We start from the raw sequence: 15,060 nt of genomic DNA, 5'->3' as shown, positions 1-15,060 counted from the left end.
GTCGACCACCTCGACGGTCTCACCGTGCTGGCCGGGCGTGAGTCGTGGTTGCGCGATCAGTGGTCGCTGCCCATCCCGGACACCTCGCCGCGGCCCAGGCCAGCGGGCGCACCGGGGTCTTCGCCGCATGGAAAGGCCGCGTACGGGCCGCGCTCGAGGTGGCGGACACGGTGAAGCCGACGAGCGCGCAGGCGGTCGCCGATCTCAAGCAGCTGGGGCTCACCCCGGTTCTGCTCACCGGTGACAATTCCGCTGTCGCCCGCGCGGTGGCTGCCGAGGTCGGCGTCGCGGAGGTCATTGCCGAGGTGCACCCGGGGGACAAGGTCGCTGAGATCCAGCACCTCCAGCGGGGCGGCCGGGCGGTGGCCGTGCTCGGTGATGGTGTGAACGACGCCGCTGCTCTGGCTCAGGCTGATATCGGCCTGGCCATGGGCACGGGCACCGACGCGGCGATCGCCGCCTCCGATCTCACCCTGGTGAGCAGCGACCTGCGGGCCGCGGGCGATGCCATCCGGCCAGCCCGCAGGACTCTGCGGACCATCAGTGCCAACCTGTTCTGGGCCTTCGCCTACAACGTCGCCGCGCTGCCTTCGGCCGCCCTCGGCATGCTCACCCCGATGATCGCCGGATGCGCCATGGCGTTCTCCTCGGTCTTCGTGGTCTCCAACAGCCTACGGCTGCGGCGCTTTATGCCCCTGAACCGCTGACGGCTGACGGCCACCCACGGCCTGCTTTCTCCAGCGCCCCGCTTCTGTGTTCTGCTGGAGGAACGGGGCCGACTCGTCAGGGCCCGGCCAGCCGCCGTTGATACCGCCCGTCTCCCGTGGTGAGCGTCCCACGGTCGCAGCAGAGACAGGACTCTCGGAGGAGCGCCATGCTGCACGTCCGCATCACGGCCCCCGAGCCGGCACAGTCCGGCAACCTCCTGCCGCGGCGTGATCTGGCTGCCGCGTGGATCCTCATGGTCCTCCTCGCCGGGCTGGCATGGGTTCTCACTGTGGCCCAGTCCCAAGACATGGGCATGGAACCGGGAACGATGGGGCTGGCGCTGCCGCTGTTCCTGCTGCTGTGGGTGACCATGATGGTGGCGATGATGTTCCCGTCGGTGGCGCCGGTGGCCATCGCCTGGGCGCGGGCGATCGGCCGGCAGTCGGCCGGCGTCGCGCGCGCTGCGCGCATCGCCCAGTTCGCCGGAGGCTACCTGCTCTCCTGGACGGCATTCGGTCTCTTCGCGTACGGGGCACTGGCGGCGACCGGGAGGCTGGTGGACGACCATCCCGGTGTCGGCCGCTGGCTGGGCGCCGCTGCATTCCTGCTCGCGGGGCTGTATCAGTGCGGGCCGCTGAAGCGGATGTGCCTGCTCCACTGCCGCAACCCGCTGGCGCACCTGATCCAGTACGCGCGCTGGCGGCCGTGGGCCCGAGATCTGCGCGTGGGCACGCACCACGGGCTCTACTGCGTGGGCTGCTGCTCGGGCCTGATGATCGTCCTTCTCCCGCTCGGTGTCATGAACGTGGCGGCCATGGCCGGGCTGGCGGCGTTGATCTTCTTGGAGAAGCTGTGGCGGTGGGGGCCGTGGCTCACCTGGGTGGTCGGCATCGCCTTCCTGGTCCTGGCCGCACTCGCCCCGTTCCATGACGGGCTGCTGCCCGGCCTTCAGATGTCCGAGTCGATGTAGCCGTTCGCTTCCTGGGCCGGTGAGGCGCACGCTGGAAAGGAGGCCGCTTGCTATCCCGGGAGCGGGCTCGGCGCGCGGTCTCACCACTCCAAGTGAGCCCCCATGGGCTCAACGGGAGGGAAGCGACATGACAGAGCAGATCGCTAGCGATACGCGGTGGCACCTGGCCGGCGACTGGTTCGATGTCTGCAAGTGCGCCATTCCGTGCCCCTGCACGTTCGCACAGCCCCCCACCTACGGCGACTGCGAAGGCGTGCTGGCCTGGCACATCCGGGAAGGCAACTTCGGCGACGTGCGGCTCGACGATCTCAACGTGCTGATGCTCGGCTCCTTCGTCGGCAACGCCTGGGCCCGCGAGCACACCGACGCGTACGCCGCGGTCTTCTTCGACGAGCGCGCCGACGACCAACAGCGCGCCGCCCTCCAGAGCATCTTCGGCGGTGAGGCGGGCGGATGGCCTGCAGAATTCGGTGAGATGTTCGGCCCCGAGATGCGGGGCATGGAGTTCGCTCCCATCCGAGTCGAGATCGACGAGGACCTGGGCGCATGGCGCGCGGAGATCCCCGGGCGGGTAGCGGCAAGAGCCGAGGCGCTGACCGGGCCGACCACCCCGGACGGGGCACGGGTACAGGTGCACAACGCGCCCGGTGCCGAGGTGGGTCCGGGCCAGGTCGCCACCTGGGGCCGGGCCACGACCGACCGCGCCGACGCGTACGGCTTCTCCTGGGACCGCTCGGGTAAGTCGAGCAAGCACTTCCCCTTCGACTGGAGCGGTCCGCATTGACAGCGGAGCGCGGCCCGCGCTCGGGGCAGCGTCACACCGTGGCGGCGAAGGGTCCCTCGAGTCCTGTGTGGAATGCCCGGACGCGCGGCGAGGTCGCAGCCTAGCGGCGCGAATCCGGCCGCGGCGCCCCTACGGAATGGGAGCGGGCTTGCGGGCGGCGAGACGTTCGACGATGCCGAGCTTGAGCCGGTCCTGCTGTTCGATGGGCTGGCCCGTCGCCTGGATATGCCGGAGCGGTCGGCGCAGCAGGTGCTCGCCGCCGAGCGGAACGGTGATGACTTTGATGAGCCGCTGAAGTGCGCGGACGGGCCAGAGGGAGCTGGGCACGCGGTCCAGGAGGAGGAACTGGCCGCCGGGTTTGAGCACGCGGCCCATCTCGGCGTTGGCGCGCTGGTCGTCGGGGATCGCGCACAGCGACAGGGTGCACACCACGGCGTCGAAGGAGGAGTCGGCAAAACGGCAGGGCCTGGGCGTCGCCTTCGCGCAGTTCTGCGGTCCGGCCGAGCTCGTCGGCGCGGCGCCGGGCGAAGGTCAGTCTCGGTCTTCGTCTTCTTGCGGCTGAACAGGCTCACTGTCGGGGTCCTTCTACTGGAAGTCGATGGTGCCGGTCCGCTTCCATGGCGCAGGAGAAGCGTAGAGTGCCCGCCTTGCGGGCGCCCAGGCCGACCTTGGTGTCGCCGTTGCGTCTGACGATCGCCTGGACGCCGAGCTCGGGGATGGTGAAGGCGCGGGCGCAGCCGCCGGAGTCCTTGCCGCGGAGCAGCTCGCGCTGGTGTGAGCGCCGGCCGGGAAGGGCCTTCCGCTTTTCCTCGCGGTGCGGGTGTTCGGGGGTGGGGCAGGGCCGGCGGCCGGCCCCGCGGGAGGAGGCTGCCGGGCCGCTGTCAGGGGCCTGCTGTTCGCCGCACCGCTGCCGAGCTGTTCGCCGGGTCGCTCGGCGGCCCTCGCCCCCGGCGCCCTTCGAGAGCCCGCCGCCGTTGGCGTTTTGTCCGCGGGGGATGACCTGTTCGACTCGACCACGGGCCGGCGCGCCCAGGAGCGAGTCCTGCAGGGGCATTCCCGTCCCGCCCGGGGGTTGGTAGGCCCAGGTCTGCACACGGCGGTCCCGGGAAGAACCGACGAAATGCGCTGGTCAGCGCCTACGCGCAGCCAGCGAGGATCGTTCCCCGCGCATGGGTTGGTCGTTTCCCACTATCCAGGTGGGCCGGTCATCGCGCCAGGGCCGTAGCGCTGGTGCGTGCCGCTTCAAGCGCAAGCGGTCGTCATCGTGGCTCTTGACCGCATGTAGCTTGGCCCGGCCGCAGCGGCAGCTGAATGCAGCTGGGTGCGCGAGCCCAGCTGCCCCACTCTTCCGGCAGGCCCCAGGCTCAACCCGCGTACGTGAATTCGTCGGCCGGGCCGGTAGGCGACGTGGCCACGCCGACCGTCACGGTGACGTCGACCGTGTTCGGGTCGGGCAGCCGGGACGGCACCGTCGCCGTGATCGCTGTCGGGGACACGACGGTAACCGGGTCAGCCTTCTTGTCCTTGAACCACACAGTCGCCCCCGGGGCGAAGCCCGAGCCCGTGATGGTGACCTGAGTGCCGGCCTTCCCGCTGCGCGGGGCGACTGCGCTGACCACCACGGGCGCGGGTCCGTTGTCGTAGGCGAACTGCCCCAACGGAACGGCGGGCGACGTGCCAAGCATGGTGGTGACACGCACGCCGACGAGGCCGGTCCCGTCGGGCGCGACCGCGGTGATCTGCCGATCCGAGTCGACGTGAAAGTCGGCGCACGGGATCGGCCCGAAGTCGACGACGCTGTCCCCGCCGAATCCGCTGCCGTTGATGATGACCTGCGTACCGCCCTTCCCGGCGGTGGGTTGCACCGCGGTCACCACCGGCCCGGCAGAGACGACCGGAGCGCCCAGCAGGGTCAGATACGTGGAGTTGGCGTGCTGGAACGCGACCTGGCCCAGAAAGTCGCTGGTGGTCTTGTTGACGAGCTCCTTGTCGTACATCGAGTAGTTGGCGTTCACCGTGCTGGGGGCGCTGGGCTGGACGTAGACGTTGGCCTTCCGGAGCAGGTCGATCACCGTCAGCAGAAGCTTCACCTCTTCATTGGCCGACGGGCCCGGGGCCGGGTACCAGCCCTTGGGCGTGGACAGATCGGACCAGGCCCGCGGTACCAGGTCGTACGCATTGACGTGGCGCTCGTTCAGACTCCACGGCCGGGAGTCGACGTAATCGGCGAAACTCTTCAGGCCGGCGGTGGGGGCGGCGAAGGTGACGAGTGCGAACTGCGGCTTGTTCACTGTCCAGGTCTGGGCCTGAAGGTATGTGGCCAGCATGGTGGCGATGCAGCCGCCGAGGCTGTGACCGGTCACGTACACCGTCGGCTGGGGCGTGGACGGTACGGCCGCGAGGAGACCGGCGAGTGCTTGTGTGAAGGTCGCGCCCGACGGGACGACGGTGTCCGGCGCGCCGGGCTGGCCCTCCGGTGCCTGCTCGACGGGCATATCTGTGATGCTGCGCGCGGTGGCGACCTGAGTGAACGCGGCCATGGCGCCGGCCGAGACGGCGGCGTCCCGCGATCCGCCGGCGGTGAACGGCACCACCGTGCCGACGTCGAGGTCCTCCATCATGTCGGTCGGATTGTCGATCGTGCCGCGGACGGCCACGGCGAACTGGTTCGAGCCGTCGGAGTTCCAGGCGATGTACGCGAGGTTCGCATTGTCCGGGCTGAGCGCCAGCCACTTCAGCCGCCACGTGCCGCGCGTGGCGAGCGTGGAGTCGTTCAGTTGGGCAGTGACGCCGCGCATGGCGCGCAGGGACTGCTCTTGCAGGGTTTCACCCGACGGGCGCGGGGTCGCCGCCGTGGCGGCGATTGCGGCGAGGGTCATGGTGACCTGGGCCGGGGTCGGGTTCGACTGGGTCGCCTTCGTCATCGTGCTCCTTGCATGTCACCGGGGCGAAGTGGGCCGCGGCGGGCCGCTCCGTACGGGCCTCGAGGGGCCTCGGCCTCCGGGCCGCTGCCGGTGGGTGTGCGCCACTCCGACTGTCGCTTTGATCGTATTCATACCGTTTCGCGGTGCCCGGCCGTGCGATGCTTTGCGGCTCTGCGGAGCTGCGGATTTCAGGCTCCTGGCCCAGCCCCGGGCCGGGCAGCGCCTCCGTCTACGGGGACCGGTCACCCTTCGGGCGGGGCACCGACCGCTCCGGCGATGGTGACACGGAGGTCGTGAATGTCCCGCAGCACCTCGATGACGGCCGGAGTTCAGACACATGCACTCAACGGTGTCCGCTCAGCTCCTACGGCGCGACGGCCGCATCTGGCTGACTCCCATGAGGAGGAGTCCGGAGAACATGAGGGCATTCGTGCCAAAGAAATGGAACTCCCAGGATGGGCTTGGCGCGAAGTGGAAGTAGAACAGCCCTTGTATCACACAGGGAGCGCCCACCAGCAGAGCTCCGAGCCCATATATCCGGGGGCGGGTGACACGACGGCGCACGCCGGGCAGAGTCCAGCCGGTGCGTATCGACGCCATCCCCAGGGCGATTGCCAGCAAGCCCAGGAACATGCCACTTCCAACGACCCATTCCATGGGCCCCTCCCCATCGCCTGAGCCCGCCCGCACCTCGCGAACTCGCCCCGCCGATCATCCATGCTGATCGAGATCATTACCAGACTTCAAAAACAAGCTTCTGGGGGTGTCTCACGTGGTGATCTGTCTGGCGGGCACTTCGCATGGCCGGCGCTTGAGTTACCGTCAGCGTGGCTGTTGCGTGCGGGGCGGGAAGTGGCTTGTTTGACCCTCACACCGTGTCAGGTGCTGAACTCGGAGACATCATGTTCACCATCGGAGACTTCGCCCGGCACGGCCGCGTATCGGTCCGCATGCTGCGTCACTACGACGCCACTGGACTGCTACGCCCGGCCTACGTCGACCCCGCCACCGGCTACCGGTACTACTCGGCTGCCCAGCTGGCCCGCCTCAACCGCGTCATCGCGCTGAAGGACCTCGGTCTGACCCTCCAGCAAGTCCAGCAGATCCTGGACGAGAAGGTCACCACCGAAGAACTGCGCGCCATGCTGCGGCTGCGGCGGGCCGAGTTGGAGGCCGCAATGGCCGCCGCGGGGGCGCGGCTGGTCCAGGTCGAGGCGAGGCTCCGGTCGATCGAGAGCGAGGGGCACATGCCCACCAACGACGTCGTCATCAAGAGCATCCCGGCGATCCGGGTGGCGGAGCTGACCGCGACCGCCGCGAGTTTCGAGCCCGAGGACATCGGCCCGGTCATCGGGCCGCTCTACGACGAGCTGTTCCGGCGCCTGGACACGGCCGGGGTAACGCCTGCGGGGCCCGGGGTCGCCTATTACGAGGACGCCCCGGAGGGTGGTGGCAGGATCAGCATCCACGCCGCCGTCCAAGTCGCGGCCCCGCTCCAGGACGGCGCCTTCCAGGTGCTCGACCTGCCGCCCGTCCACCAAGCGGCGACCATCATGCACCGGGGGTCGATGGACACCGTGCTGCCCACGGCCCAGGCCCTGGCCTTCTGGATCGACGAAAACGGGTACCAGTCAGCCGGATATCCGCGGGAGATCAGCCTTGAATGCCCGGACAACCGCAACGACTGGGTGACCGAACTCCAGGCGCCGGTGATCAAGCCCTGAGACCCACGGCCATCGTCCCAGGGCAGGCCCCCACAGGCTGGAGCGTCACGGCCGGGCTGTCGGTGGTCGCAGTTGACCGCGGCTGCCCGACAGCAGTTTGGCGAGCTGCTTGTAGCAGGTCAGTGCGGCGGCGAGACCAGATGACGGCTCGCCACACGGGCGCGGGATCCTGGACGTGACCGTACGGCCAGCAGAGGGGGACACGTCCACGGTGCGGAGCAGCAGCCCAGCAGGGCCCGGACACGTTGGTCGTGCGCAAACTGCGGCCCGATCAGCGGCAACGCGCCCGCCCCGGCCGCGGCCGCGGCCGCACTATCGTCCTCGGCATGAGCGCGCGACGAGACACCCCGCCGCCGGCCGTCGCCCCGCAACCGCCGGTGGATGAGGGGCCCAAGATCACGCGTACGGATTGCGACCGGTGCGGGACCCAGGTGGCGGGGATCGATGGCCGGTACGCGTGCGGGGTGTGCGGCTGGGTGAACCACTGGTCCGAGGGGCACCGGCCGTTGCCGACCGCGGAGGCGGACGTCGACTGTCCAGGCCGGCCCGGCGCCGCCGCCCAGCGTGACCGGTGAGCAGCAACGCAGAAATGCGATGTCGCTGCTTCACCTGGAGGGGCCGCCGGCAGTGGTTCAGGCGGCCGAAAAGTTCATCACGGCCCTGGCGTGGGCGATGTCGGATGAAGGGCCAGCAGACGCGGAAGATGCCAAATTGCTCGTGTGGACGGACGAGAGACGGTTCCTTCAGGCAGCCAGGACGGAACTGGGTATCACGCGAAGTCGACGGAGTGCAATGCCCACTTGGGCGGAGTGCAGCCCGTCGGCCTGCTCCCGTACGAGTTCGTTGAGGAGCCGGTAGTACTCGGCGCTGGATTCCCCGCTCATGCCGCCGATCAGGCTGATGGTCTTCATCCGTTCACGTTCTCATGCCCGCGTAACCCGCTTTCCGGGAGCAGTTGATCCGTACGAACCGGCCGGTGCCGGCATGCGCCCCCGATGCCGCTCGTCCCCCTCCTCTCCCGCTGGGCGTCTGCTCCGGACGGGTGGTTGTGTCCGTGATCTTGGTGAATTCCGGTGGGGGAGCGGCGCCGGGCTGCCATTGTCTGCGGGCGATCAGCACCGCCCGCCGGTCGCTGGACCGGAAGGAGAGGGATGAGCAGAGCCAGACAGGGGTACGCATGCTGAACAACCGCAGGCAATGGCGTGCCCTCACCATCGTCAGCAGCATTCTTCTCGTACTGCAGGCGCTTGTCTTCGTCGGGCCCGCCCCCGCGTGGGCAGGTCAGGACCAAGCGCTCGAGACGGGCTTCGAGCCGCACAACGCCACGGCAAATCCCCGCAAACCATCGCAGGTCGCCGTCATGCGGGGATGCACCGTCCGTATCGACAACAACTTCGGCAAGGACGGCTTCCCGATCACGCGGACGTCGACCCTCCCGTGCTCGGGAGACCCGTCCCTCGCTTTCGACTCGCAGGGGCGTCTGTTCGTCACCCATCTCTCGACCAGCTTCAACACCACCCCCAACCGGTTCGGAGTGGGGGTCGGCCAGATCAACGACCTGACGACGACGGGGAACCAGACCTACACACCCGTCCAGGTGAGCGCGAACAGCCCGAACAACCAGGACAAGCAGTGGCTGGTGGCCGATGCCAACCCCACCAGCCCCTACCGGGACAACCTCTACGTCGTCTGGTCGGACCTCGGGACCCCGTGGGAGATCCAGTTCTCCCGCCTGGAGAGCGGCACCACGAACTGGTCGGCGCCGCAAGTCCTCTCCACGGCCGGGGACGGGAACTCCTGGCCCTCCCACGCGGCTGTCGGTCCGAATGGCGACCTCTACGTCGCCTATCACGCCAACATCTGCGACGAGGGGACCGACGGGGCGCCCGGGGCGGGCACAGTACAGCTCCTCCGCGACGGCTCCGGCGGGGCCGACTTCGCCGCCGGTACCGTTCCGCAGCGAACCTCCGCGTTCGGCCCCGGACAGGCGAGCGTCTCCTGCAACGTGCAGGACAACTCGGGGGGTGAGATCCCGGGGACCGACTTCTGGCTCCAGGGCTCCATGCAGCCGTGGGTGCTGCCCGACCCGGCCCGGCCGGGCAACGTCTACGTCGTCGCCAACGACGACCCCAACGACAACTTCGGGAACGGCGACGACGGTGACGTCCGCATCGCCCGCTCCACGGACAACGGCGTCTCCTTCGGCCCGCCCACCAGGGTCGACCACGGACCGGGCCAGACCCTCGCGGTGATGCCCACCGCGCACCTCGACCAGGACGGGAACATCGTCGCCCACTGGTACGACACCCGCAGCGGCGAGCGGAACGGCGGCACCGGGCCGAACGGGAACGACAACTTCCTGCTCGAGGTCTACGGCACGACGAGCCGGGACGGCGGACTGACCTGGTCGCAGGACTTCAGGATCAGCGACGCCCCGTTCGACCCCGACCTCAACGCCCGGTGCCGCTTCGGGCCGACCTGCCCCGCCCGGCCGGCCGACCCCGAGCAGACCCTGCGCATCGGCGAGTACAACGGTGTGTGGACGGTCGACGGCATCGGCTACGCGACCTGGACCGGTAATGCCACCCCGCCGACCGGCGGCAACCCGGCCGCCGGAAACCAGACCACGTACTACGACACGTTCTCGCTGGTCGGGGCCTTTCCCGACACGTTCGAACCGAACGAGTCCATCGACACGGCCGTCGCCGCCGCGCTCGGCTCGGACGACCGGTTCAACGGGGGCCGGCTCAGCCTGCACAGTGCGACCGACGTCGACTTCTTCCGGGTCGTACCCCGCCACACCGGGCACCTGGCCGCCGACATCGCCTTCAACGAGGTGATCTCCGGGCTCCAGGTCCGCGCGTACGACAAGTTCGGCAACAAGGTCTCGACAGGCACGGTGGCGACGACCAGGCCGGGCAGCTCGACCAGCAGGCTTGCCATCCCAGTCGTCGAGGACGAACCGTACTTCATCGTGGTCAGCGACAGCGGCATCACCGACCCGACCAAGCCGGGTGACGCCTCGCCGACCGACCCACCGCAGGCGACGTACGACCTCTCCGTCGTCAACCGCGAGGCCCCCGAACCCTTCGGCCTCGACCTCAAGCGCGAGTCCGACTCGGGCCGGTTCGACAACGACGACGTCACCTGGACCAACGGGCCGGAGCTCTTCCTCCGGGTCGACGACGCGGACCTGCGGGCCGCGAACGTCCCGCTGTCGCCGGAGAACGGCACGTCCACCCTCGTGGACGACGCCCCCGGCTTCAAGGTGGCCGTGGAGCGCGCCGGCGAGCGCGTCGGCTTCGCACAGCCCGTGAACCCGGTCACCAAGCCGGGGCTGTACGCCATCGACCTGGACCCCGTCCTGACGGAGGGGGAGAACCTGATCACCGCCGAGGTAATCATCGTCGACCCGTCCGACGACCCGGCCGTCCCCGGCACCGCCCACGTCGTCGGCTCGGGCCCGGAGAGCGCGCACCGGCTGGGGATCACGCTCGACACGACCGCACCGGCCGCACCGGCCGCGGCCCCGGACCTGCTGTCTTCGAGCGACACCGGCGGCAACAGCATCGACAACATCACGACCATCACCGAGCCCGCCTTCCAGGGCTCTCCGGTCGAACCGAACGCGGTGGTGCGGCTGACGGCCGACCCGCCTTCCGCCACCGGGCCCACCGTGGTCGGGAAGGACACCGTCACCTCGGCCGGTGAGTACGAGGTCGTCAGCGATCCGCTCGACGACGGTACGTACGACGTCGCCGTGCGGCTCGAGGACCTCGCGGGCAACGTCAGCGCCCCGTCACCGTCCCTCGCGGTGACCATCGCCAACCAGTCGCTCACGCTCGCGGGCGCCACGGCCGACCTCGTCGTCGACATCGACCAGAACACCGTGACCGGCTACCCGGGCACCCCCGGCGGCTTCGTCGGCATCCGCGGTATCCCCGTGGTAAACCTGGACGCGGCCGGCCACGAGGTCGCCATTCAGGGCGGTGCGGGCGACGAGTCGCTGACGTTCACCCCGACCAGCGCCAACAGCGGGCGGCTGACCCGGTCCAACTCCGCGCAGGTGCTCAACTTCTCCGGAGTCACGGGCGACGTGACAGTCAACCCCGAGGGCGGCGACGACGAGGTCACCATCGTCGGCACCACCGGGGCCGACTCGGTCTTCGGCACCGTGGACCTTCTGACCTTGCTCCGGGTCCAGGGTCTACTGGGCCTCGAGATCACCACCGACCAGACCGAGCGGATCGGCGTAAGCGCGCGCGGCGGCCGGGACACGGTGGACATCACCGCCATGGACACGGTCAGCGCCCTGCTGTCCGTCAACTCGGGTCCCCCGAACACGGCCGCACCGCCGCAGGGTGACACCCTGATCGTTCGCGGCGGCTCGCCCAAGGACCAGCTGGCCAACGCCCCCGGCGGCCCGTTCTCCGGCGAGGGCTCGGCCTTCGTCCGCTACCCGCACACGACCGGAGCCGAGACGCGCATCGACTACACCGAGACGGAGCGCGTGATCCTCGACCACTCGTAGAACACGGAGGCGAACACACCGCGGCGCCCTTCCCCGCAGCACCGGAGAAGGGCGCTGTCGCGTTGTCAGAGGTGTTCTGCGGGGACCTTGCCGGGAACTTAGGCAGCCACCGCGCCCCCGCCGCCACACCTTCGTGACCAGCGGGACCCCCGGGCGGTACGCGAGGTGGACGTGCGACGGGGCGTCGGAGGGAGAGAGGTCGGCACGGGCGACTGTTCTCCTTGGTTGCCAGGCGACCAGCTCCCGCAGAGGTCAGGCAGGCACGGTTGGAAGTTGAGGCGCGGCTGTACGCCCCTCTGAGGGCCTGCGGTAGCTCCCGCCGCCCTCTTCATACAGGCCACCGCGAGATCGGCCGTGCAAACCGCTGTTCCGGGGGCCGGTTTTCGGCGACTTGTGAATCTTGTGGCTGTTCACGAGCCTGGGCAGACTGTGCTGTCCCGTCGGACTTGGCCGTTCTCACCGAGTTCGACGACCTTCCTGTTCGTCTCATCGGAGCTCGATCACCCTTAGCGGGTGTGGATCAGGCCGCGTACCCTCGGCTCTGTGCCTCGCCGTTCGAAGAAGCCCCGCCGATTGGTCGCCGACGGGCGCGTGTACATGTGGACGATGCGCCACAGTCACCGTAGGGACGGCGACGGCCGGTCCGTGGACTGCCGCCAGACCCTCACCTTGTCCCCGCAGCCGGCCGGCAGCGGAGGCCCGCTGCGCATCGTCTTCGCCGACGGGCCGGGCCGGTACGTCCCGGGCGGGGCCCCCATGGGCTCCGGGGACGTGGGCCTCACCCGGGGCGAGTCCCTGAACCTGCACGCGCCGGGCGCTGTCCGGGCCCTGCTCGACGTGGCGCTGGCCCGCGGGTGGCAGCCGGGGGAGCGGCGGGCGGTGGAGGTCGACGGCTGGCTCCTGCTCGAGGCGGCGGCCGCCGTGCGAGCCGGGGAGGCCGACCTTGCAAGCCCATAGGGACCCGATGGCGATCCGCACCCGGCTTCATTGATCCTCGGACCGGCCCACCGCGGCGCGAGCAAACTTCGGTGGGACTGGGCAAACTCGGTTGAGACGGGACCAGTTCTGGGAGGAGACCTCCGACACCGCGGAGAACCTATCCGTACCAGCAGCGTTCGCCCTGGCCGAGCATCTGACCGGCATCCGCATCACGCCAGAACTCCTTCAAGAAACGACCTTCACCTGCGGCAGCGCAAAGATCAGGTCGTCCCGACTGACCGCTCTCCGCATGCCTACGTAGAGATGTGCGGGATTCAGGCCCGCGAGTCTTACGACAAGCGCAAGGCGATCAAGCAACTGGGGCCAGTCGTCGCTGGCCAAGGTGCTGCAGGTGTTCGACGAGCTCGCCAGTACGGACACCGACTCGTCCAGGGCCAGCGCCCCGACCGGCTCCCCGATCATCGCCATCTCCGGCCGCAACTCGTCCGGCGCGCGGCAGCCGAGCGTCAGCCCGCACCGTGTTCGAGCTCGGGGACGGCGGGCGCATGGACACCCTCCACACCGCGCTGCAGCTCGCCGAACTCCGCGCACAGCGCGCGGCCCTCGCCGACCAGGCCGCCAACGTAGTCCGCCTACCGGCCGTGTCGCTTGGCAGTAGCCGAACCCCTCGGCACCAGGCCCGGCCCAACCTCCCCCCGGCTTCGGCGGGGCGGTGGGTCTCGAGATCACGTTCGATCTGGACAAGTTCTCCAAGGCCGCGGGAGACGCCGCCGAGTTCGTGGGTGACATGGTGGACACCGTCGGGACAAGGCCGGCGACTTCGTCGACTGGTTGACGGACTGATGTACTTCTCCTTGGAAGGAGGGCCCCGAATGCCCACGTCACTGCCGGTCCCGATCGAGTTCCGCCTGCCCGGGGGCTGGCTCCAGGCCCGCCCGGAGGGCGGCGACCCGGGCGTGGCGTTCGCTGCCGTGCATCCGGAGCCGGACGCCAGGTTCGCTGCCGACATCACCATTGAGGGCGGTTTCCTGCCGGAGGCACGGACGCCGGCCGAGCTCGCCGCCGAGTCCGTGGAGCGCCTGGGTGAGGCCGCCGAGTCGGTGGCGGTCACAGACCGCCGCGAATTCGGCAGCACCGACGCGCCCGGCCTGACCCAGCGGCTGACCTTCTCGGCCGTCGCGGACGGCGTGCACCGCGACCTCGTCCAGTCCCAGGTGTACCTGTCCCTCGTCGATATCGAAGAACCGCGCAGGCCTGCGGTGATCCGGCTGACCCTGAAGGCAACGGCCGCCCAGTACGACGGCGTTGTGGGCGACTTCCAGGAGTTTCTGCGAAGCGTGCGTCCGGACAGCGGGAAGGCTGCGTAGCTGTGGGCCGCCTGTGGGACAAGTGGATGGGAACCCGTCGCGCCGACGGAGGCACCAAGGCGATTCCCACCCAGGAACTGCGAGCCGCACTGCTCGCGCTGAACGGCACGGGCGTGCCCTTTCGCATCCGCGAGGCAGGCACGGGCGGGGCGGACCTGCTGGCGGAGTGGCGGTTTCTGGAGCCGGCCTGGGGCTCCGGTGCGACCCGTAGGCAGGTAGAGCGGACCCTCAAGGTCTGGATGCGTCTGTGCCCCGGCGAGCGTGAAGTGCGAGCCATGGACGAGCAGTGGGAGGTGACGCGAGCCGGCTCCCCGCCCGGCCGGACCGTGGCGCGCGCACACGGCCGCGGGCCGATTCGCGGCATCCAGAAGGAATGGGCCCTTGAAAAGGGGCCCGACGGCCGTCGGCGCAGGGTCGAGACGTTCAGCTTCGACTCACGGGAGCTGAAGGACCCCCTTCGGAACACGGTCCTCGGGGCGGGGTGGTCCTGGCGCGGAGTGTACAAACTGTGACCGAAGGGCTGGTCGGCAGCGGGGCCTTTACCTGGCCGCGTTCGCCTCGCTCTCCCAGTCCGAGTCACGCGCCTACTACGACCGCAAAGAGGGGAAACACCACATCGCCGCCCTCATCGCACTGGCATGACGCCGCGTCAACGTCCCCTTCGCCATGCTCCGTGACGGCACCTTCTACCAACCACCCACACCGGCTACGGCTTGACGAAAGCCATAGAGGCACCTTTCAGTGACCGACGTCGTGGTCGCCGGCTTCGACAAGTCCGCTCTCATAGGTGAAGATCACGGCTCGGCGATGATGCTGCGCCGGCCCATGCCAGGACGACCGCGGGGGCCTCCCGTCGCCCTCGGCCGCCGCGGCGAACCTTCTTTGGTCTGTGAGCAATCCGACACACCGTCTCCCCACAGCCTGCCGCCCCGCCCTTGCCGCACGGGACCCGACCTGCGCAGATGCTCGCCCCGACTGTCACCGGGGTGATGCCGCCCACACCCGTCCGGAGACGCAACGCGCAGAAGTAGTGGCGATCAGGACCGAGCAAAACGGCGGTCGCGCACGTACTGGACGTACAACCGGGTCGGACCGGAAGTTCGGACGAAGGAC

The 15,060-nt window shown here is 69.5% G+C and carries 12 protein-coding genes and 4 pseudogenes; 11 read left to right on the top strand and 5 right to left on the bottom strand.

The window, feature by feature from the left end:
• Positions 1-9: 9 nt before the first annotated feature.
• The 3 genes and pseudogenes from HW130_RS25150 to HW130_RS25140 form a co-directional block, all read left to right on the top strand.
• Positions 10-707, top strand: a pseudogene (locus tag HW130_RS25150) (HAD-IC family P-type ATPase); the annotation flags it as partial.
• A 167-nt stretch (positions 708-874) separates the two neighbouring features.
• Complete coding sequence (locus HW130_RS25145) at positions 875-1,678, top strand: DUF2182 domain-containing protein (protein ID WP_177151973.1); 804 nt, start codon at positions 875-877, stop codon at positions 1,676-1,678.
• Between the two features lie 127 nt (positions 1,679-1,805).
• On the top strand, positions 1,806-2,462 hold the full coding sequence (locus HW130_RS25140) for a DUF1326 domain-containing protein (protein WP_177151972.1): 657 nt from the start codon (positions 1,806-1,808) through the stop codon (positions 2,460-2,462).
• Between the two features lie 129 nt (positions 2,463-2,591).
• Here the strand turns inward: HW130_RS25140 and HW130_RS25135 are convergent.
• The 3 genes and pseudogenes from HW130_RS25135 to HW130_RS25125 form a co-directional block, all read right to left on the bottom strand.
• Positions 2,592-2,930 (bottom strand): annotated as a pseudogene (locus tag HW130_RS25135) (class I SAM-dependent methyltransferase); the annotation flags it as partial.
• A gap of 100 nt (positions 2,931-3,030) precedes the next feature.
• Positions 3,031-3,516 carry a hypothetical protein gene (locus tag HW130_RS25130; RefSeq protein ID WP_177151971.1) on the bottom strand — a complete coding sequence of 162 codons (486 nt, stop codon included), beginning with the start codon at positions 3,514-3,516 and terminating at the stop codon, positions 3,031-3,033.
• A 310-nt stretch (positions 3,517-3,826) separates the two neighbouring features.
• Positions 3,827-5,386 (bottom strand): IPT/TIG domain-containing protein, encoded by a 1,560-nt coding sequence (locus HW130_RS25125; RefSeq protein ID WP_177151970.1) that lies wholly within the window; start codon positions 5,384-5,386, stop codon positions 3,827-3,829.
• Positions 5,387-6,288: 902 nt separating this feature from the next.
• Here HW130_RS25125 and HW130_RS25120 point away from each other — a divergent pair.
• Both HW130_RS25120 and HW130_RS25115 read left to right on the top strand, forming a co-directional pair.
• Positions 6,289-7,110: a MerR family transcriptional regulator gene (locus HW130_RS25120; RefSeq protein ID WP_177151969.1), complete on the top strand. Its 822-nt coding sequence runs from the start codon at positions 6,289-6,291 to the stop codon at positions 7,108-7,110.
• Positions 7,111-7,436: 326 nt separating this feature from the next.
• Positions 7,437-7,685, top strand: a complete 249-nt coding sequence (locus HW130_RS25115) for a hypothetical protein (RefSeq protein WP_177151968.1) — start codon at positions 7,437-7,439, stop codon at positions 7,683-7,685.
• 197 nt (positions 7,686-7,882) lie between these two features.
• Here the strand turns inward: HW130_RS25115 and HW130_RS25110 are convergent.
• Positions 7,883-8,021, bottom strand: a pseudogene (locus HW130_RS25110) (aspartate/glutamate racemase); the annotation flags it as partial.
• A 266-nt stretch (positions 8,022-8,287) separates the two neighbouring features.
• Here HW130_RS25110 and HW130_RS25105 point away from each other — a divergent pair.
• The 3 genes from HW130_RS25105 (at position 8,288) to HW130_RS36205 (ending at position 12,881) form a co-directional block, all read left to right on the top strand.
• Positions 8,288-11,641 (top strand): Ig-like domain-containing protein, encoded by a 3,354-nt coding sequence (locus HW130_RS25105; RefSeq protein WP_177151967.1) that lies wholly within the window; start codon positions 8,288-8,290, stop codon positions 11,639-11,641.
• Between the two features lie 543 nt (positions 11,642-12,184).
• Complete coding sequence (locus HW130_RS25100) at positions 12,185-12,598, top strand: hypothetical protein (RefSeq protein WP_309140566.1); 414 nt, start codon at positions 12,185-12,187, stop codon at positions 12,596-12,598.
• A gap of 91 nt (positions 12,599-12,689) precedes the next feature.
• Entirely contained in the window at positions 12,690-12,881 is a 192-nt protein-coding gene (locus HW130_RS36205) for a DUF6461 domain-containing protein (protein ID WP_256356325.1), read from the top strand.
• On the opposite strand, the gene HW130_RS25095 is transcribed toward HW130_RS36205, so the two are convergent.
• A complete protein-coding gene (locus HW130_RS25095; RefSeq protein WP_177151966.1) occupies positions 12,806-13,048 on the bottom strand; it encodes a hypothetical protein in 243 nt (80 codons plus the stop codon). The genes HW130_RS36205 and HW130_RS25095 overlap by 76 nt on opposite strands.
• A gap of 404 nt (positions 13,049-13,452) precedes the next feature.
• Here HW130_RS25095 and HW130_RS25090 point away from each other — a divergent pair, with 404 nt between their 5' ends.
• From HW130_RS25090 to HW130_RS36200, 3 genes and pseudogenes are all read left to right on the top strand, one after another.
• Positions 13,453-13,947, top strand: a complete 495-nt coding sequence (locus tag HW130_RS25090) for a hypothetical protein (RefSeq protein ID WP_177151965.1) — start codon at positions 13,453-13,455, stop codon at positions 13,945-13,947.
• A 26-nt stretch (positions 13,948-13,973) separates the two neighbouring features.
• Complete coding sequence (locus HW130_RS25085) at positions 13,974-14,459, top strand: hypothetical protein (protein WP_218183958.1); 486 nt, start codon at positions 13,974-13,976, stop codon at positions 14,457-14,459.
• 16 nt (positions 14,460-14,475) lie between these two features.
• Positions 14,476-14,664, top strand: a pseudogene (locus HW130_RS36200) (IS110 family transposase); the annotation flags it as partial.
• Between the last annotated feature and the right edge of the window lie 396 nt (positions 14,665-15,060).

It is taken from the genome of Streptomyces sp. PKU-EA00015 (assembly GCF_013387495.1).
GTDB lineage: Bacteria > Actinomycetota > Actinomycetes > Streptomycetales > Streptomycetaceae > Streptomyces.
The sequence above is the reverse complement of the archived record's forward strand: the minus strand, read 5'-3'. Positions and strand labels throughout refer to the sequence as shown.

What these genes read in the sequence shown, in the direction of transcription:
- HW130_RS25145 (WP_177151973.1), top strand. Translation starts at nt 875, where the DNA reads ATGCTGCACGTCCGCATCACGGCCCCCGAGCCGGCACAGTCCGGCAAC.
- HW130_RS25140 (WP_177151972.1), top strand. Translation starts at nt 1,806, where the DNA reads ATGACAGAGCAGATCGCTAGCGATACGCGGTGGCACCTGGCCGGCGAC.
- HW130_RS25130 (WP_177151971.1), bottom strand. Translation starts at nt 3,516, where the DNA reads ATGCCCCTGCAGGACTCGCTCCTGGGCGCGCCGGCCCGTGGTCGAGTC.
- HW130_RS25125 (WP_177151970.1), bottom strand. Translation starts at nt 5,386, where the DNA reads ATGACGAAGGCGACCCAGTCGAACCCGACCCCGGCCCAGGTCACCATG.
- HW130_RS25120 (WP_177151969.1), top strand. Translation starts at nt 6,289, where the DNA reads ATGTTCACCATCGGAGACTTCGCCCGGCACGGCCGCGTATCGGTCCGC.
- HW130_RS25115 (WP_177151968.1), top strand. Translation starts at nt 7,437, where the DNA reads ATGAGCGCGCGACGAGACACCCCGCCGCCGGCCGTCGCCCCGCAACCG.
- HW130_RS25105 (WP_177151967.1), top strand. Translation starts at nt 8,288, where the DNA reads ATGCTGAACAACCGCAGGCAATGGCGTGCCCTCACCATCGTCAGCAGC.
- HW130_RS25095 (WP_177151966.1), bottom strand. Translation starts at nt 13,048, where the DNA reads ATGGCGATGATCGGGGAGCCGGTCGGGGCGCTGGCCCTGGACGAGTCG.
- HW130_RS25090 (WP_177151965.1), top strand. Translation starts at nt 13,453, where the DNA reads ATGCCCACGTCACTGCCGGTCCCGATCGAGTTCCGCCTGCCCGGGGGC.
- HW130_RS25085 (WP_218183958.1), top strand. Translation starts at nt 13,974, where the DNA reads ATGGGAACCCGTCGCGCCGACGGAGGCACCAAGGCGATTCCCACCCAG.